Origin of the sequence: Streptomyces sp. NPDC058632 (assembly GCF_042717095.1) — a bacterium.
Lineage (GTDB): Bacteria > Actinomycetota > Actinomycetes > Streptomycetales > Streptomycetaceae > Streptomyces.
The window spans coordinates 65,166-83,229 of sequence record NZ_JBHXQZ010000025.1; the positions used below are offsets into that span (position 1 = coordinate 65,166).

The following is an 18,064-nucleotide window of genomic DNA, read 5'->3' on the forward strand; positions in this document are numbered from 1 at the left end:
CTCCCGCCGATACGCCCGAACGGGTCGCCCGTGCCACTGTGAAGAGTGGTACGGGCGACCCGTTCGCGTGAACACGTTTGTGCCGGGGCACACGTTTCAGGTCCCCTCTCGACCATGCCGGGGACGACGCAGCGTGGGAGGTATCCGTGAGCAACACCCTCTTCCGGACGAAGAAGGTCGAGCAGTCCATCCGTGACACCGAGGAACCGGAGCACGCGCTCAAGAAGTCCTTGTCCGCGCTGGATCTGACCGTCTTCGGTGTCGGTGTCATCATCGGTACCGGCATCTTCGTCCTCACCGGTACGGTCGCCAAGAACAACGCAGGGCCGTCGGTGGCCCTGGCCTTCGCGGTGGCCGGAGTCGTCTGCGCGCTCGCCGCGCTCTGCTACGCCGAGTTCGCCTCCACCGTCCCGGTGGCGGGCTCCGCCTACACCTTCTCGTACGCGTCCCTGGGCGAACTGCCCGCGTGGATCATCGGCTGGGACCTGGTCCTGGAGTTCGCGCTCGGCACGGCGGTGGTGGCCGTCGGCTGGTCCGGGTACATCCACTCGCTGCTGGACAACGCGGGCTGGCAGCTGCCCGCCTCGCTCGGTGTCCGGGACGGCGCCGAGGGCTTCGGCTTCGACATCCTCGCCGCCGCCCTGGTGCTGGTCCTCACCGGCATCCTCGTCCTCGGCATGAAGCTGTCCGCCCGGGTCACCTCGATCGTCGTCGCCATCAAGGTGATCGTCGTCCTCGTCGTCATCATCGCCGGCTCCTTCTTCGTCACCGCCGACAACTACGACCCGTTCGTCCCGAAGGCGCAGCCCGTCGAGGCCGGCGCCGGTCTCGACTCACCGCTCATCCAGCTGATCTTCGGCTGGGCGCCGTCCAACTTCGGCGTGCTGGGCATCTTCACCGCCGCCTCGGTGGTCTTCTTCGCCTTCATCGGCTTCGACATCGTCGCCACGGCCGCCGAGGAGACCAGGAACCCGCAGCGGGACATGCCCCGCGGCATCCTCGGCTCGCTGTTCATCTGCACCGTGCTGTACGTGGCCGTGTCGATCGTCGTCACCGGTATGCAGCACTACAGCGAGCTGTCCGTGGACGCCCCGCTCGCGGACGCGTTCAAGGCCACCGGGCATCCCTGGTACGCGGGCTTCATCAGCTTCGGCGCCGCCGTCGGCCTGACCACGGTCTGCATGATCCTGCTGCTCGGCCAGACCCGGGTGTTCTTCGCGATGAGCCGGGACGGACTGCTGCCCCGCTTCTTCTCCCGCGTCCACCCCCGGTTCAGGACCCCGCACCGGCCGACCATCCTGCTCGGCGTCGTCATCGCGATCCTCGCGGGCTTCACCCCGCTGACGGAACTCGCCGAACTCGTCAACATCGGCACGCTCTTCGCCTTCGTCATCGTCGCGCTCAGCGTGATCATCCTGCGCCGTACCCGTCCCGACCTGCCGCGGGCCTTCCGCACCCCGTGGGTGCCGTTCCTGCCGATCCTGTCGGTCGCCGCCTCGTTGTGGCTGATGCTGAACCTGCCCGCCGAGACCTGGGTGCGGTTCGGCGTCTGGATGGCGATCGGCGTCGTCGTCTACTTCCTCTACAGCCGCGGCCACAGCCGCCTGGGCCGCGGCGAGGGGGTCGGCCCCGTCGAGCCCGCGGAACCGCCGGGCCCGGCACCCCGGTAGGGCTCATGGCTCCCGGCCCGTGCGAACCGCCCCCCGGCGCGGAGCACGGGGCCGGGGGCTTTCGCCGGACAGGTCGTCAGGGGCGGACCGTCCGCGGGCCGGCCACCGTCGCGCCGAGGGCGGTCACCCGGCGCCGCAGCTCGCGGTCGGCGGTGACGACCAGGACCGGCCGTCCACCCGCCCCGGCCACCAGGCCGACCATGTGGTCGTCGCCGCTGCCCGGCGCCGACTCCACCCGCACCCCCGGCACCGACTCCACGCCCCGCGCGGCCCCCTCCACCACCAGGACGATCTCCGCCGGGTCCGCCGGGTCCGTACGGCCCGGGAGCCCATGCTCGGCCAGCCGGTCCCGCAGCCGCTCCGCGGCGCCCCGGCGGTCCCGCCACCACCCGTCGGGCACCGACCCGACGACGTTCGCGGAGTCGACGATCACGAGCAGAGCGGCGCTGTTCTCCATGCGGCCAGGCTCCCACGGAACGACACAGGGGGCGGGCCGCACGGAAACCATCCGTGCGGCCCGCCCCCTGTCGGGGCCTGCCGGTCAGACGGGGACGCTCGCCACGCCCGGGGCCAGGAACCGCTTGCCGTTGACGCGCTCGGAGACGCCCTCGCGGTCCAGGTACGGCGTGATGCCGCCCAGGTGGAAGGGCCAGCCGGCGCCGGTGATCAGGCACAGGTCGATGTCCTGGGCCTCGGCGACGACACCCTCGTCGAGCATCAGCCCGATCTCCTGCGCCACCGCGTCGAGCACCCGGGCCCGCACCTGCTCCTCGGTGAGGACGGTGTCGCCCTGCTTGAGCAGCGCGGCGACCTCGGGGTCCAGCTCCGGCCTGCCGCTGTCGTAGACGTAGAAGCCGCGCTTGCCGGCCTCGACGACCGCCTTCAGGTTCGGCGAGACGGTGAAGCGGTCGGGGAAGGACCGGTTCAGCGTCTCGGAGACGTGCAGCCCGATCGCCGGGCCGACCAGCTCGAGGAGGACCAGCGGGGACATCGGCAGACCGAGCGGCTCGACGGCCTTCTCCGCGGTCTCGACCGGGGTGCCCTCGTCGATGACGTTCTGGACCTCGCCCATGAAGCGGGTCAGGATGCGGTTCACGACGAACGCCGGGGCGTCCTTGACCAGCACCGCGGTCTTCTTCAGCTTCCGGGCCACGCCGAACGCCGTCGCCAGCGAGGCGTCGTCGGTCTGCTCGCCGCGGACGATCTCGAGGAGCGGCAGGACCGCGACCGGGTTGAAGAAGTGGAAACCGACGACCCGCTCGGGGTTCTTCAGCTTCGACGCCATCCGGGACACCGACAGCGAGGAGGTGTTGGTGGCGAGGATCGCGTGCGCCGGGGCGACCGCCTCGACCTCGGCGAACACCTGCTGCTTGACGCTCATCTCCTCGAAGACCGCCTCGATGACGAAGTCGGCGTCCGCGAAGCCCTCGGCCTTGTCCAGCACACCGGTGACCAGCGCCTTGAGGCGGTTGGCCTTGTCCTGGTTGACGCGGCCCTTGCCGAGCAGCTTGTCGATCTCGGCGTGGACGTAGCTCACACCCCTGTCGATGCGCTCCTGGTCGATGTCGGTCAGCACGACCGGCACCTCGAGGCGGCGCAGGAACAGCAGCGCGAGCTGCGAGGCCATCAGGCCGGCGCCGACGACACCGACCTTGGTGACCGGACGGGCCAGGTTCTTGTCCGGGGCACCGGCCGGGCGCTTGGCGCGCTTCTGCACCAGGTTGAACGCGTAGAGACCGGAGCGCAGTTCACCGCCCATGATCAGGTCGGCGAGCGCCTTGTCCTCGGCGTCGTAGCCCTGCTGGAGGTCACCGTTCTTGGCGGCGGCGATGATGTCCAGGGCGCGGTAGGCGGCCGGGGCGGCGCCGTGCACCTTGGAGTCGGCGACGAACCGGCCCTTGGCGACGGCCTGGTCCCAGGCCTCGCCGCGGTCGATCACCGGGCGGTCGACGACGATCTCGCCCTTGAGGACGGCCGCCGTCCAGATCAGCGACTGCTCCAGGAAGTCCGCACCCTCGAAGATCGCGTCCGCGATGCCGAGTTCGTAGACCTGCTCGCCCTTGAGCTGCTTGTTCTGGTTGAGGCTGTTCTCGATGATCACCGAGACGGCCTTCTCGGCGCCGATCAGGTTCGGCAGCAGGGCGCAGCCGCCCCAGCCGGGGACCAGACCGAGGAAGACCTCGGGCAGGGAGAACGCCGGAATGGCCGCGGACACCGTGCGGTAGGCGCAGTGCAGGCCGACCTCGACGCCGCCGCCCATGGCCGCGCCGTTGTAGTACGCGAAGGTGGGCACGGCGAGCGTCGAGAGCCGCTTGAAGACGTCGTGGCCGCCCTTGCCGATGGCGTGGGCGTGGTCCCACTCCTTCAGCTGCTCGACGCCCTTGAGGTCGGCGCCGACGGCGAAGATGAACGGCTTGCCGGTGATGCCGACACCGACGATCCCGCCGTCCGCGGCCTCCTTCTCGACCTGGTCGATGGCGGCGTCCAGGTTCGCCAGCGACTGCGGGCCGAAGGTGGTCGGCTTGGTGTGGTCCAGGCCGTTGTCGAGCGTGATCAGCGCGAAGCGCCCGGCGCCCAGGGGCAGTTCGAAGTGGCGTACGTGGGCCGTCGTGACGACCTCGTCCGGGAAGAGCGCGGCCGCGCCCTTCAACAGTTCGGCGGTGGTGCTCACTTGTCCCCCTCGAAGTGCGGGTTTTCCCAGATGACCGTCGCGCCCATGCCGAAGCCGACGCACATGGTGGTCAGGCCGTAGCGGACGTGCGGCTGCTCCTCGAACTGGCGGGCCAGCTGCGTCATCAGACGGACACCGGAGGAGGCCAGCGGGTGGCCGAAGGCGATGGCGCCGCCGTACTGGTTGACGCGCGCGTCGTCGTCGGCGATGCCGTAGTGCTCCAGGAAGGCCAGCACCTGGACGGCGAAGGCCTCGTTGATCTCGAACAGACCGATGTCGGAGATGGACAGCCCCGCCTGGGCGAGGGCCTTCTCCGTCGCCGGGATCGGGCCGTAGCCCATGACCTCGGGCTCCACACCCGCGAAGGAGTAGGCGACCAGGCGCATCTTGACCGGCAGCCCGTTCTCGCGGGCGAATTCCTCGGAGGCGATGACCGAGGCGGTGGCGCCGTCGTTCAGACCGGCCGCGTTGCCCGCGGTGACCCGGCCGTGGACGCGGAACGGCGTCTTGAGACCGGCCAGGTTCTCCAGGGTGGTGCCCGGACGCATCGGCTCGTCGGCGGTGACCAGGCCCCAGCCCGTCTCGCCCGCCTCCGCGTTGGTGCGGCGCACCGACACCGGTACCAGGTCGGCCTGGATCTTGCCGTCGGCGTAGGCCTTGGCGGCCTTCTCCTGCGAGCGGACCGCGTACTCGTCGGCGCGCCGCTTGGTGATCGTCGGGTAGCGGTCGTGCAGGTTCTCCGCGGTCATGCCCATGAACAGGGCCGACTCGTCGACCAGCTTCTCGGAGACGAACCGCGGGTTCGGGTCGACGCCCTCACCCATCGGGTGGCGGCCCATGTGCTCGACACCGCCCGCGATGGCGACGTCGTACGCGCCGAAGGCGACGGAGCCGGCCACCGTGGTCACGGCGGTCAGGGCACCCGCGCACATGCGGTCGATGGAGTAGCCCGGGACCGAGGTCGGCAGGCCCGCCAGGATGCCGGCGGTGCGGCCGATGGTCAGGCCCTGGTCGCCGATCTGCGTGGTCGCGGCGACCGCGACCTCGTCGATCTTCTTCGGGTCGAGTCCGGGGTTGCGGCGCAGCAGCTCCCGGATCGCCTTCACGACGAGGTCGTCGGCACGGGTCTCGTGGTAGATGCCCTTCGGGCCCGCCTTGCCGAACGGGGTGCGGACGCCGTCGACGAAGACGACGTCCCTGACGGTACGAGGCACGATGGCTCTCCTCCAGGTGCGGGATGGCACTGCTGCGTTGCGCTGAGCGCGCGCTCAGAGCCTATGCTACTTGTGGGTAATGTAGCTGCCCAGTCCCGTGGACCCGAGCGGTGAAGGTCACACCGTCGGCGGAGTCCGTCGAACCATGCGGAACGAGGGACGGGGCCTGCGCGCACGCCTCCCGAGGATCTTGGCCTGATCTCGACGTCCCTGTTCCGCTTCGGGGCCCCTTCGGAGCCCGCCATCGCGGGCGGCCGGGCCGACGGAGCCGATCAGGGGGCGCGGGGCCGTGCCGAACCGCGGCTCCGCCGCGTGGGCGTGACCAGCCACGACGAACCGTCCCCGGCGGACGCCCGCCCCGGTGGGGAACTGGACGTCGCCCGTCGCGCCGGCCCTGCGCCCCGCGCCGGCCCTGCGCCCCGCGCAGGCTTCCCGCACACCGGCGGCTTCCCGCACACCGGCGGCACGACGGGCGTTGCGCGTCACCCCCGAGGCCCCGTGCGCCCCACGGCTGAGTCGTCGTCGTGCGGAGTGCCCTTTGCTCCCCGCGCCCGCCCGCGAACCACCCCGCCCACGGCGCTCAGGCGATCCCGGAACCGTCGGACGCCAGCGCGGCGACCAGTACCGGCGTCACCTGCTCCACCTGCCACTGCCGCGCCCCGTACCCCGCCAGCGCGGCCGCGACGGACTCCGGGCCGGCTGGCTGCGGCGGCTCCCAGCACACTCTCCGTACCGTGTCCGGCGTGATCAGGTTCTCCTGCGGCATGTTCAGCTGCTCGGCGAGCGCGCTCACCCCCGCGCGGGCCGCGGACAGCCGGGCCGCGGCCACCGGGTCCTTGTCCGCCCAGGCGCGCGGCGGCGGGGGACCGGTCACCGGCTGGCCGGGCTGCGGCAGCTGCGCCTCGCTCAGCGCCCGCGCCCGGTCCACGGCCGCCTGCCACTGCTCCAGCTGACGCCGCCCCACGCGCGACCCGAACCCGTTCAGCGCGGCGAGGGCGTGCGCGGTGGCCGGCACGGCGAGCGCGGCCTCGACGATGGCCGCGTCCGAGAGCACCTTGCCCGGCGAGACGTCCCTGCGCTGGGCGATCCGGTCCCGGGTCTGCCACAACTCCCGTACGACGGCCATCTGCCGGCGCCTGCGCACCTTGTGCATGCCGGAGGTGCGCCGCCAGGGGTCCTTGCGGGGCTCCGGCGGCGGCGCGGACGCGATCGCGTCGAACTCCTGCCACGCCCACTCCAGCTTGCCCTGCCGGTCCAGCTCCTTCTCCAGCGCGTCCCGCAGGTCGACCAGGAGTTCGACGTCGAGGGCGGCGTAGCGCAGCCAGGGCTCGGGCAGCGGGCGGGTGGACCAGTCGACGGCGGAGTGGCCCTTCTCCAGGACGAAGCCGAGCACGTTCTCGACCATGGCGCCGAGCCCGACGCGGGGGAAACCGGCGAGGCGGCCGGCCAGTTCGGTGTCGAAGAGACGGGTGGGCAGCATCCCTATCTCGCGCAGGCAGGGCAGGTCCTGCGTGGCGGCGTGCAGCACCCACTCGACGCCGGACAGCGCCTCGCCCAGGCCCGACAGGTCGGGGCAGGCGACGGGGTCGATCAGCGCGGACCCGGCGCCCTCGCGGCGCAGTTGGACGAGGTAGGCGCGCTGGCCGTAGCGGTAGCCGGAGGCGCGCTCGGCGTCGACGGCGACGGGGCCGGTGCCCGCGGCGAAGGCGGCGATCACTTCGGCGAGGGCGGCGTCGTCCGTGATCACGGACGGAATGCCCTCGCGCGGTTCGAGCAAGGGGATCGGCGCCTCCGTAGCAGAAGATCCGTCGTCGTCCGGAGGGGCGCCTCCGGTGGTTCGCAGGGCACTGTCTGCTGCGGTGTCGTGGGCGTCGGTCACCTGTCAAGAGTATCCATGCCACGAAGGGGCCCGCCGACGGAACGTTCCGGCGGCGGGCCCCAGGGGGTCGTAAACAAGTCAGTCCGGTGCGGGCCCGGCCGGGAAGGTCAGTGGATGATGCCGGTGCGCAGGGCCACCGCGACCATCCCGGCGCGGTCGCCCGTGCCGAGCTTGCGGGCGATGCGGGCGAGGTGGCTCTTGACGGTCAGCGCGGACAGGCCCATCGAGACGCCGATGGCCTTGTTCGACTGCCCCTCCGCCACCAGCCGCAGCACCTCGACCTCACGGCCGGACAGTTCGCGGTAGCCGCCCGGGTGGCTCGGGGCACCCGGGGGGCGGCGGTGCAGACGGGCGCCGCCGATGGGGGCGGCGCCGGGGCGGGAGGGAAGTCCGAGGTTGGTACGGGTGCCGGTGACGACGTAGCCCTTCACTCCGCCGGCGAGGGCGTTGCGCACGGCGCCGATGTCGTCGGCGGCGGACAGGGCGAGACCGTTGGGCCAGCCCGCAGCCCGGGTCTCCGAGAGAAGGGTGAGGCCGGAACCGTCCGGCAGGTGGACGTCGGCGACGCAGATGTCGCGGGGGTTGCCGATGCGGGGACGAGCCTCCGCGACGGACGAGGCCTCGATCACGTCGCGTACACCGAGCGCCCACAGATGGCGGGTGACGGTGGAACGGACGCGGGGGTCGGCCACGACCACCATGGCGGTCGGCTTGTTCGGGCGGTAGGCGACCAGGCTTGCGGGCTGCTCGAGGAGAACGGACACCAGGCCTCCTGGGGTGGCGGCGGGACGGGGCCGGCTCGTGGGGGTGAAGCCGGGCTCAACCGTGCTTTCAAGGTCACAGTCGTCTTCGGCAGCAAACCCGCTCTCCTTTAGAGAATGATCACGATCCAGTGAGTAACAATCCGTGCAATTCGGACACGCGGTCGATCATTCGAAGATCGAACGGTTCCGGTCCGCGTCGTAACGCTTCCGGAAGTGGCCGTATCGACAAAGAGATCCCCAAAAAGGTCGTCAAAGAGATTGCCGGGGTGATCAGTGATGGGGTGGTCGGCGAGTCGACAAGGAGACCGGTCCGAAGACCCGCCCGGCGACCGGTTCGGCGACCCGGTCGGCGACCGGTTCGATGACCCGCCCGGGAACGACAAAAAAGACCGGTCCGAAGACCGGTCTCGAGGACCGTCGGGGCCCCACGCGGGGCTCGGCACAACACGTTGCAGGGGCCGCGGGGTGCGAGGCTGCGGGGCCGGCGTCCGCGGGGGCCCGGCGGACGCGGTGGGCTCAGCGCGACTGCGGGCCCCGCCGCTGAGGCAGCGTCACCACCGACGCGTCCCCCGGAGCGGCCGGCGGCAGCCCGGCGACCTGCGCCAGCAGGTCGCACCACGCCACCAGATGCGTGGCCGTGTCCGGCACTCCGCCCGGGCCCTCCCGCGGTGTCCACGAGGCACGGATCTCGATCTGCGAGGCTGCGGGGCGTTCGGACAGCCCGCCGAAGTAGTGCGAACTCGCCCGCGTGACCGTGCCGCTCGGCTCGCCGTACGTCAGACCGCGCGCCGCGAGCGCACCGGTCAGCCAGGACCAGCACACCTCCGGAAGCAGTGGATCCGCCGCCATCTCCGGCTCCAGCTCCGCACGCACCAGCGTCACCAGACGGAAGGTGCCCCGCCAGGCGTCGTGCCCGGCCGGTTCGTGCAGCAGCACCAGCCGGCCGTCGGCCAGGTCCTCGTCGCCGTCCACGACCGCCGCCTCCAGCGCGTACGCGTACGGGGCGAGCCGCTTGGGAGGCGGAACGGTCTCCACTTCGATCTGCGGGCGCAGCCGCGCGCCCCGCAACGCGTCGACGGCGGTCCGGAAGGGCAACGGGGGCGCCGTGCCCCCGAGCCCGAGATCCGCATCGGTGTCCTTCGCTTCGTCCATTCCGCCCGTGCCGTCCGACAGTCGTCCCTGAGCCGCAGCCATGCGGGGAAGGTTAAGCGGAAGCGGGCCCCGGCGCGGGGAGGGACACCCGTGGCGGGCAACGGTGTCCGGATCGTGTCGCACCGGCGTGGCGCGGACGTGGTGCCCGGCGTGGCGCGGGTGTGAAGCGGGACGCGGGACACGGTGTGGCGCGGGGCGTGGGACACGGTCCGGCGCGGGCCGTGGGTGCACGGGTGGCCTGCGGTGCGGGGCGGCCGGCGGGCCGTGGGAGACTGGCCGGGTGAGCGCCAATGTCAGCCCGCGGGGCAAGCAGCCGACCCAGACGTACGACAGTGCCTTCCTCAAGGCGTGCCGGCGTGAGCCGGTGCCGCACACTCCGGTGTGGTTCATGCGGCAGGCGGGCCGCTCACTGCCGGAGTACCGCAAGGTGCGCGAGGGCATCGCGATGCTCGACTCCTGCATGCGCCCCGACCTCGTCGCCGAGATCACCCTCCAGCCGGTGCGCCGCCACCATGTCGACGCGGCGATCTACTTCAGCGACATCGTCGTCCCGCTCAAGGCGATCGGCATCGATCTCGACATCAAGCCCGGCATCGGCCCCGTCGTCGAGGAGCCCTTCCGCACCCGCGCCGACCTGGCCCGGCTGCGCGACCTCACCCCCGAGGACGTCTCCTACGTCACCGAGGCGATCGGCCTGCTGACCGCCGAGCTCGGCGCCACCCCGCTGATCGGCTTCGCGGGCGCCCCGTTCACCCTCGCCAGCTACCTCGTCGAGGGCGGCCCGTCCCGCACGTACGAGAACGCCAAGGCGATGATGTACGGCGACCCGGAACTCTGGGCCGACCTCCTCGACCGTCTCGCGGACATCACCGCAGCCTTCCTCACCGTGCAGATCGAGGCCGGCGCCTCCGCGGTCCAGCTGTTCGACTCCTGGGCCGGCGCGCTCGCCCCGGCCGACTACCGGCACTCGGTGCTGCCCGCCTCGGCCAAGGTCCTCGACGCGGTGTCCGGCCACGGCGTCCCCCGCATCCACTTCGGCGTCGGCACCGGCGAGCTCCTCGGCCTGATGGGCGAGGCCGGCGCGGACGTCGTCGGCGTCGACTGGCGCGTCCCGCTGGACGAGGCCGCCCGCCGCGTCGGCCCCGGCAAGGCGCTCCAGGGCAACCTCGACCCGACCGTGCTGTTCGCCGGCACGGAGGCGGTGGAGGCGAAGACCCGCGAGGTGCTGGCCGCTGCCGAGGGCCTCGAGGGCCACGTCTTCAACCTCGGCCACGGCGTCATGCCGACCACCGACCCGGACGCGCTGACCCGCCTCGTCGACCACGTCCACACCGTCACCGCCCGCTGACCACGCGGGCCGCTCACCCCGGGGACCGGGGCCGGGCCCGCCTGCCTCATGCCGCAGCAGGCGACGTTCGCCCTGTGCTGTCTGCGACGATGGCTCCATGGACGAGGAAGTCATTCCCATTCTTCGCGTCGAGGAGGCCGCGGCGGCGGTCGCGTGGTACGAGCGACTGGGCTTCGCCAAGCAGTGGGAACACCGCTTCGAACCGGGACTTCCCGCGTTCGTCGAAGTCGCCCTGGGTGGGGTGCGGCTGTTCTTGTCGGAGCACGAGGGCGACGCCCGCCCCGACACGTCGGTCTACCTCCGCATCCGTGATGTCGAGGCCATCGCTTCCGAGTTCGGTGTGCAGGTGAAGGACGCTCCGTGGGCGCGTGAGATTGAGCTGCGCGACCCCGACGGCAACCGGCTTCGGATCGGCACGCCGGCGGAATGACACTCGCCGGCAGCGCGCGGCAGTGCGCGGCAATGCGCGGCAGTGCGCGGCAGGGAAGCTGTGCTGGTGGCTGAGCGAGTACGCGTCCGCGAGATCGATGACGACGAGGGGCAGCGCCCGCTGCGGACTGTCCGCAGGGGCACCGGCTCGGTGGTGACGTGGCGGCGGGTCCGGATGGTGCTGCTGTCCGCGCAGGGTATGCCCGTGGCGAAGATCGCCGAGGTGACGTTCACCAGCCCGGACCGCGTCCGGGACGTGATCCACAACTTCAACACCGACGGCTTCGACCCGCTCCACCCGAAGTACAAGGGCGGCCGGCCGAGAACCCTCACCCTCCCGGAGCGCCGGGAAATCAAGAAGACCGCGAAGCCGAAGCCCGCCGAGCACGGCCCGGAGTGCTCTGAGTTCGGTGGAGCCGCGTCACTCGGTTTTACGCTACAGGCGCTGCACGTAGTTCGTACTCGACCGGAGTGAGCATTTCCAAGGCCGAGTGCCTGCGTTGGCGGACATCATATGCACCGTCACCTCGGTCGGAGTCGGCGAGGGACCCGTGCCGAGCGGACGGAACCTGCGGCCGCACGTACACGTCGACGCCATCGGGTCCGACCTCATCGGCAAGTTCGAGGTACCCCGGGCGGTCCTGGAGTCGGCGTTCGTGACGCCGGACCACGTGGCGCAGGCGCTGCGGGAGGGGGAATGCCAGCAGTCGGAGGCGGGAGACCTCGGTCCCGACCTCATGACGCTGTGCGCCGAGCCGGAGACGGCGGCCCGTCACCGGGACCGGGTGACCGTCTTCGACCCGACGGGCTTCGCGCTCGAGGACCATGTCGCCCTCGACGTGCTGCTCGAACTCGCCGACGAGGCGGGCATCGGCGACCGGGTCCAGGTGGAGCACCTGCCGGACGACGCGCTGAACCCGTATTCGTTCCAGTGAGAACGGCCTGCGGGGTGGCGGGCCACCCACCGCCCCGCAGGGCTTCCGTCACGTCTCCAGATACCTCAGCACGGCCAGGATCCGGCGGTTGTAGCCCGTCGTGTGCGCGAGTTCGAGCTTGTCGAAGATCGTGTTGAGGTTCTTCTCGACCGTGCTCATGGAGATGTGCAGTTTCTGCGAGATGGCCGCGTTGGTGTGCCCCTGAGCCAGCGTCTCCAGGACGCTGCGCTCGCGGGGGGTCAGCCGGGCCAGCGGGTCGCTGTGCGTCGTACGGATCACCAACTGCCGTACGACCTCCGGGTCGATGGCGGCACCTCCCGCCTGGATCCGCTCCAACGCGTCGAGGAACTCCTCCACCTGGGCCACCCGGTCCTTGAGCAGGTAGCCGACCCGCTCCGCGTTCGAGGTCAGCAGCTGCGCCGCGTAGTTGCGCTCGATGTGCTGGGACAGCACCAGGACCCCGAGCCCGGGCCACCGCTTGCGGATTTCGAGCGCGGCGCGCAGCCCCTCGTCGGTGTGGGTCGGCGGCATCCGGATGTCGACGACGACGATGTCCGGCGGCTGGGCCTCGACCTCCCGCAGGAGGGCGGTGGCGTCACCCACCGCGGCCAGGACCTCGTGTCCCTCCTCGGTGAGCAGCCGGACCAGCCCTTCCCGCAACAGGGTCGAGTCCTCGGCCAGCATTACGCGCACGGCAGCTCCGCGGTGATCGTGGTGGGCCCCCCGAAGGGGCTGTGGACGTGCAGTCGGCCGTCCAGGGCGCCGACCCGGCTCTGCAGACCGGTCAGTCCGCTGCCCGCCGGATTCGCGCCGCCGACGCCGTTGTCCTCGACCCGTACGACGAGGACGGGCCCGTGCTTCCGGACGCTCACGAGGATCTCCGTGGCGGCCGAGTGCTTGGCGGCGTTGGTCACGGACTCCGACACGACGAAGTACGCGGCGGTCTCGCCGGAGGCGGGCAACGGGTGGGTGAGGGCGAAGTCCATCCGGATGGGAATGCTGCACCGCTCGGACACCCCGGCGAGTGCCTCCTGCAGCCCCAGGTTGTCCAGCGCGGTCGGATAGGCCCGCCAGGCCACCTCCCGCAGCTCGGTCAGGACGTCCTGCGACTCCTTGTGGGCCTGCTCCAGCAGGCTCTTCGTCTGTTCGGGTGTACGGCCCCGGCGGGCACGCCCGAGGAGCATGGCCAGCGCCACCAGCCGCTGCTGCACCCCGTCGTGCAGGTCCCGCTCGATGCGCCGGCGTTCGGTGTCCACCGCCTGCAGCACCGCCGCCCGGCTGGTGGCCAGTTCGTCGATGCGCTGCCGCATCAGCTCGCGTTCCGACGGACCGAAGTACTCGCGGGCCAGGCGCCCTTCGAATGCCTCCAGCGACAACAGCCCCTGTACGTCAAGGAAGAGCAGCACCCCGCCGAGCAGTCCCTGGGTGAACAATTCCTGCCAGTCGAGCGTGCCCCGCACGAGGCTCGCGACGAGCAACCCCGCCAGGACGACGCCGAAGGCGAGCAGGCCGACCACGATGCCTGTGACCAGACCGGCATACGTACGGGTGGCGAGGTAGCGCAGGATCCGCTGATCGGGAACGGGGCGGTGGGGGAAGTGCTCCCTGAAGAAGAGCGAGCGGCGCCGGTGTTCGAGTGCCGTCAGCCGCCGGGCCCCGGCGGTCAGGGCGGCGAGGGCGTGTCGCCGGGTGCGCGGCCACAGCAGAAGGGGGCCGAGGAGGGTGCCGACGACCACGAAGTACAGCAGCCCCAATAACGCGGTCAGGCAGCCGAGGAGGATTCCGGCGACCCGCAGTGGCAACGCCGGCGACGGCGTCGGAGGCTCACCTCCCGGTTGCGCGAATCCGAGCGCCGTCGGGAGGGGGTGGGTGGTGATGTCCGCCGAGTCCCCCTGCACGGTCGCCGAGACTAGCCGGGCGGCGCAGCCGGGGCAAGATCGTTCGGTCGGGGGGAGAACGGGGCTGGTCACGACGTACGGCGGTGCTGGGCGGGGCGGCGGGAGCGCAGCCGGACCACGAGGTAGAGGACCAGGGCCGCGACGACCAGGACGAGGACGGCCTTGCTGATGACTCCGACGTAGGCCTCGACGAGGTCCCACTGGTCGCCCAGCCAGTAGCCGGACAGGACGAGCACGTAGTTCCAGATCAGGCTGCCCAGAGTGGTGAGTAGCAGGAAGGTCGGCATGGGCATGCGTTCCAGGCCGGCCGGCACGGAGATGAGACTGCGGAAGATCGGCACCATGCGGCCGAAGAAAACGGCCTTGGTGCCGTGCTTGGCGAACCACTTCTCCGTTCGCTCCAGGTCGGACGATTTGACCAGCGGCAACCTGGCCCAGATCGCGTACATGCGTTCCCGGCCGAACACCATGCCGATCCAGTAGAGGACGGCGGCGCCGACCACCGAGCCGAGCGTGGTCCAGAACAGGGCCGAGAAAAGGCTGATGACGCCCTGCCCGGCCGCGAAGCCGGTCAACGGCAGAATCACTTCGCTGGGCAGCGGCGGGAAGAGATTCTCCAAAGCGATGGCGAGGCCCGCGCCGGGACCGCCCATGGCGTCCACGAGGTCGGCTGCCCACCCCGCGACACCGTCGGCGGGTTCCTGGGGCAGAGCCAGGGTCATGAGGTCCATTCGAAGTCTCCAGGCTGCGGGGCGGTCGCCGCGAGCAGATGCCGCGATTCACCGACCACGCTAGAAACCGCAGATCAGCGCCGGTATGAGGATTGCCGCCGAACTTGTGCGGTTCTCCGCACCCCGCACCCTGCGGTTTTCCGCAGGGTGCGGGCCCGATGGCCGAACGTCCGGGACCGTCCCGATGTCCGCCCGACCCGCCTGATGCGGCGGTTGAGAGGATGTCTCACGTGGCGAGTTTTGTGAGCTTCTTGTAGTAGGTCAGGGCTGCGGCGAGGCCGAGGAAGGCCAGGAAGTGGGAGCCCTTGCGTTCGTATCGGACGGTGAGTCGGCGGTAGCCGAAGAGCCAGGAGATTGACCGCTCGATCTTCCAGCGGTGGCGGCCGAGGCGTTCACCGGACTCGATGCCGGGCCGGGCGATCCGCGCGACGAGGTTCCGGCCGCGGAGCCAGCGAAGGTGCTCGGCGGAGTAGTACGCCTTGTCCGCGCGGACCTCCACCGGCTTCCTCCGGCGTGGTCCGCGCCGGGAGCGGACGGCCGGAACGCCAAGGAGCAACGGCTTGAACGCCTGGCTGTCGTGCAGGTTCGCACCGGACACCGCGACGACCGGCGGCAAGCCCTGGGCTTCGGAGAGCACGTGCAGTTTGCTGCCCTTCTTGCCGCGATCGACCGGATTCGGCCCGGTCAGTGAGCCCTCCTTTTCGCCCGCACCGACGCGGCATCGACGATCACGGACGTCCAGTCCAACTCGCCCCGGGCGCCAAGCTCGTCCAGCACCGCCCGGTGCAGCCTGCGCCACAGCCCGGCCTCGGTCCACGCGGTGAACCGACGGTGCGCGGTGGCCGGCGATACACCGAACGACTTCGGCAGGTACCGCCATGCGCAACCGCTCGTCAGCACGTACACCACGGCGGTGAACACCGCTCGCTCGTCCACCGGGGCCGTGCCCCCGCCCTGCGGACGGGATGTGAACCTCGGCAACAGCGCAGCGGTCAACTCCCACAGCTCGTCCGGAACCAGCCGACGCGACAGATCAACCCTCACGGTGCAGCATCATGCCGTACCACCGAAGCACCACGTGAGACACCCTCTAAGCTTGTTCTTTTTCTTCCGGCCTCGAACGGCGTCTCGTACTGAGTCGCTCACCTGAGGATTCGCCGGACGTAGGGGCGGCCTTCGTCTGATCATGTGCTCCGACCAAGGTGCACTGACCAAGACGAAGGCCGTGAGGGTGAGTCTGCTGCCTGATGCTGTCCGGCGGGAAGCGTTTGCGGAGGCGTCACGCTTCCGGGGTGAGTTCTACGAGTGTCTGACCGCTCGGCGCGATGAACTGTTCGAGCTGTCCGACGCGGTGCTGTGTGCGGACGGTGCGGTGAAGTCCCCGGTCGACCTGACGCTGTTGCCCGAGCATCGTCGTGGGCACGGAGCGATGTACGGCGGCCTGAACCACGGCCGGATCGACGTCGATCGGCTGCGGACAGTGCTGGCGGGGCTGCCACTGCCGCGTTTCGACGGCGGGCGCCTGGTTCTGGCGGTCGATGTGTCGCCCTGGCTTCGCTCGGACGCGCCGTGCTCGGCGGAACGCCTTTTCTGCCACGTCTACGGCCGGGCGAAGACGGCCTCGCAGTTCATCCCGGGCTGGCCCTACTCCTTCGTCACCGTTCTGGAGCCGGGCGCCACGTCCTGGACCGCGATCCTGGACGCGGTCCGGCTCGGCCCGGTCGACGATGCCACCGCGGTCACCGCCGCCCAGCTCCGAGGAGTCGTTGAACAGCTCATCACCGCAGGCCAGTGGCAGACCGGAGACCCGGACATCGTGATCGTGAGCGACGCCGACTACGACGTCACCCGCCTGGCCTGGGTCCTGCGCGATCTGCCGGTCGAGTTGGTCGGCCGGGTCCGTTCCGACCGTGTCATGCGTCTGCCGAAGCCACCGAGAGAGCCAGGTGCCAGTGGCCGGCCGCCCAAGCACGGGCCGGAGTTCCGCTTCAGCAAGCCGGAGACCTGGCCCGAGCCCGCGATCACTACCGTCACCGACACCACCAACTACGGAAAGACCGAGACCCAGGCATGGGATCGGGTCCACCCACGGCTCACCCACCGTTCCTCATGGCTTGACCACGACGGCGAACTCCCCCTGGTGGAAGGCACGTTGATCCGGTTGAAGGTCGAGCATTTATCGAAGGACCGGGACGCCCCGCCGGTGTGGTTATGGTCCTCCAAAACCGGGGCCACCCCGGACGACGTGGACCGCTTCTGGCAGGCATTTCTCCGCCGCTTCGACCTGGAGCACACCTTCCGCTTCGCGAAGCAGACCCTCGGATGGACCACCCCGAAACTCCGCACTCCCGAGGCAGCGGACCGCTGGACCTGGATCCTGATCGTCGCTCACACCCAGCTCCGGCTCGCCCGGCCCCTCGCCGAAGACCTCCGTCGGCCGTGGCAGAAACCGACCGCCTCCGACCGGCTCACCCCGGCCCGGGTCCGCCGGGGGTTCAGGAACATCCGCGCTCACCTCGCCTGCCCGGCCCGTGTTCCTAAACCCCGAGGCACCGGACCCGGACGGCCGCCCGGCACCAAGAACAAGCACCGAGCGCCCCGCTACGACGTCGGCAAGACCGTCAAACGCCCCGAGACCCTCAAAGCCATCGGCAAGCCCGGAAGATCTTGGTAGATAAAGAACAAGAGGGCCTGCCGAAGAACAACATGTGGGCGAGTGACACGCTGACCTGCGAGATCAATCCTCAAAACCCACAGGTTAATTTCCGGCAGGCCCTTAGCCTCGCGCTTTCACGAGGCGGGGTGTCCGAGGCTTGATCAAATAAGCGGAGAGTGCTCCTGACCTGCAACGATGGGACTTGTCTAGGGTCCTGTTGGTTGCACGGAAAGAAGCACTCTCCAGGTGAAGAAGCGTATCGGGTCCTACCCGCGTGTCCGCATCGAGGGCGGCGGCCGGACGGTGGTCTCGCAGGCCGGCGGCGTGCTGCTGGTCGAGACCGTGCGCAAGGCCGGCCTGGACACCGCGATATCAGCGGCGCTGGTGCCGTGGCGGAAGGCCCGGGCGGTGCACGATCCGGGCAAGGTCCTGCTGGACGTGGCACTGGCGGTCGCGCTGGGCGGGGACTGCCTGGCCGACGTGGGGATGCTGCGGGCCGAGCCGGCCGTGTTCGGGCCAGTGGCCTCCGACCCGACGGTCTCCCGCCTCATCGACACCCTCGCCGCCTCCGGGGAGAAGGCCCTGCGGGCCATCCGTTCCGCGCGGGCCGAAGTCCGCGAGCGAGTCTGGCGGTTGGCCGGTGACAGGGCGGCTGATGCGGGCGGGACGGTGACCGTCGATCTGGACGGGGTGCTGGTGATCGCGCACTCGGACAAG

At 70.7% G+C, this 18,064-nt stretch carries 16 protein-coding genes and 1 pseudogene; 7 read left to right on the forward strand and 10 right to left on the reverse strand.

Going from position 1 to position 18,064, the window contains the following annotated elements; translation table 11 throughout:
- The first annotated feature begins 146 nt into the window (after positions 1–146).
- On the forward strand, positions 147–1,670 hold the full coding sequence (locus ACFWVE_RS12390) for an amino acid permease (protein WP_384011720.1): 1,524 nt from the start codon (positions 147–149) through the stop codon (positions 1,668–1,670).
- 76 nt (positions 1,671–1,746) lie between these two features.
- On the opposite strand, the gene ACFWVE_RS12395 is transcribed toward ACFWVE_RS12390, so the two are convergent.
- The 6 genes from ACFWVE_RS12395 to ACFWVE_RS12420 form a co-directional block, all read right to left on the reverse strand.
- A complete protein-coding gene (locus tag ACFWVE_RS12395; protein WP_384011724.1) occupies positions 1,747–2,127 on the reverse strand; it encodes an NTP pyrophosphohydrolase in 381 nt (126 codons plus the stop codon).
- Positions 2,128–2,211: 84 nt separating this feature from the next.
- Complete coding sequence (locus ACFWVE_RS12400; protein WP_384011728.1) at positions 2,212–4,341, reverse strand: 3-hydroxyacyl-CoA dehydrogenase NAD-binding domain-containing protein; 2,130 nt, start codon at positions 4,339–4,341, stop codon at positions 2,212–2,214.
- Positions 4,338–5,555, reverse strand: coding sequence for a thiolase family protein (locus ACFWVE_RS12405; RefSeq protein WP_384011731.1), 1,218 nt, complete (start codon positions 5,553–5,555; stop codon positions 4,338–4,340). Before ACFWVE_RS12405 ends, ACFWVE_RS12400 begins: the two co-directional genes overlap by 4 nt.
- A 580-nt stretch (positions 5,556–6,135) precedes the next feature.
- A complete protein-coding gene (locus ACFWVE_RS12410; protein ID WP_384011734.1) occupies positions 6,136–7,434 on the reverse strand; it encodes a ribonuclease D in 1,299 nt (432 codons plus the stop codon).
- A 107-nt stretch (positions 7,435–7,541) separates the two neighbouring features.
- Positions 7,542–8,198: a response regulator transcription factor gene (locus ACFWVE_RS12415; protein ID WP_042164084.1), complete on the reverse strand. Its 657-nt coding sequence runs from the start codon at positions 8,196–8,198 to the stop codon at positions 7,542–7,544.
- A gap of 516 nt (positions 8,199–8,714) precedes the next feature.
- Positions 8,715–9,392: a DUF3000 domain-containing protein gene (locus ACFWVE_RS12420; protein ID WP_384011737.1), complete on the reverse strand. Its 678-nt coding sequence runs from the start codon at positions 9,390–9,392 to the stop codon at positions 8,715–8,717.
- Positions 9,393–9,630: 238 nt separating this feature from the next.
- Between ACFWVE_RS12420 and hemE the strand changes: the two genes are divergently transcribed.
- The 4 genes and pseudogenes from hemE (at position 9,631) to ACFWVE_RS12440 (ending at position 12,062) form a co-directional block, all read left to right on the forward strand.
- Positions 9,631–10,698 (forward strand): uroporphyrinogen decarboxylase, encoded by a 1,068-nt coding sequence (hemE, locus tag ACFWVE_RS12425; RefSeq protein ID WP_384011740.1) that lies wholly within the window; start codon positions 9,631–9,633, stop codon positions 10,696–10,698.
- A gap of 97 nt (positions 10,699–10,795) precedes the next feature.
- Positions 10,796–11,128 (forward strand): glyoxalase superfamily protein, encoded by a 333-nt coding sequence (locus ACFWVE_RS12430; RefSeq protein ID WP_384011742.1) that lies wholly within the window; start codon positions 10,796–10,798, stop codon positions 11,126–11,128.
- 66 nt (positions 11,129–11,194) lie between these two features.
- A pseudogene (locus ACFWVE_RS12435) lies at positions 11,195–11,518 on the forward strand (transposase); the annotation flags it as partial.
- 109 nt (positions 11,519–11,627) lie between these two features.
- Positions 11,628–12,062, forward strand: coding sequence for a hypothetical protein (locus tag ACFWVE_RS12440; protein WP_384011745.1), 435 nt, complete (start codon positions 11,628–11,630; stop codon positions 12,060–12,062).
- A 48-nt stretch (positions 12,063–12,110) separates the two neighbouring features.
- Here the strand turns inward: ACFWVE_RS12440 and ACFWVE_RS12445 are convergent, their stop codons facing one another.
- The 4 genes from ACFWVE_RS12445 to ACFWVE_RS12460 form a co-directional block, all read right to left on the reverse strand.
- Positions 12,111–12,746, reverse strand: coding sequence for a response regulator (locus ACFWVE_RS12445; RefSeq protein WP_384011771.1), 636 nt, complete (start codon positions 12,744–12,746; stop codon positions 12,111–12,113).
- Entirely contained in the window at positions 12,746–13,960 is a 1,215-nt protein-coding gene (locus ACFWVE_RS12450) for a sensor histidine kinase (RefSeq protein WP_384011748.1), read from the reverse strand. Before ACFWVE_RS12450 ends, ACFWVE_RS12445 begins: the two co-directional genes overlap by 1 nt.
- A 68-nt stretch (positions 13,961–14,028) precedes the next feature.
- Positions 14,029–14,691 (reverse strand): DedA family protein, encoded by a 663-nt coding sequence (locus tag ACFWVE_RS12455; protein ID WP_384011752.1) that lies wholly within the window; start codon positions 14,689–14,691, stop codon positions 14,029–14,031.
- A 226-nt stretch (positions 14,692–14,917) separates the two neighbouring features.
- Positions 14,918–15,735, reverse strand: a protein-coding gene (locus tag ACFWVE_RS12460) for an IS5 family transposase (RefSeq protein ID WP_384011755.1) whose coding sequence is annotated in 2 segments (ribosomal slippage) — positions 14,918–15,385 and positions 15,388–15,735 — 816 coding nt in all. Because the reading frame shifts where the segments join, the coding sequence is not laid out codon by codon here.
- Positions 15,736–15,922: 187 nt separating this feature from the next.
- On the opposite strand from ACFWVE_RS12460, the gene ACFWVE_RS12465 reads away from it, so the two are divergent.
- Positions 15,923–17,365, forward strand: coding sequence for an NF041680 family putative transposase (locus ACFWVE_RS12465; protein WP_384011758.1), 1,443 nt, complete (start codon positions 15,923–15,925; stop codon positions 17,363–17,365).
- A gap of 228 nt (positions 17,366–17,593) precedes the next feature.
- The coding region (locus tag ACFWVE_RS12470; protein ID WP_384011760.1) for a transposase at positions 17,594–18,064 on the forward strand (471 nt) is incomplete at its 3' end.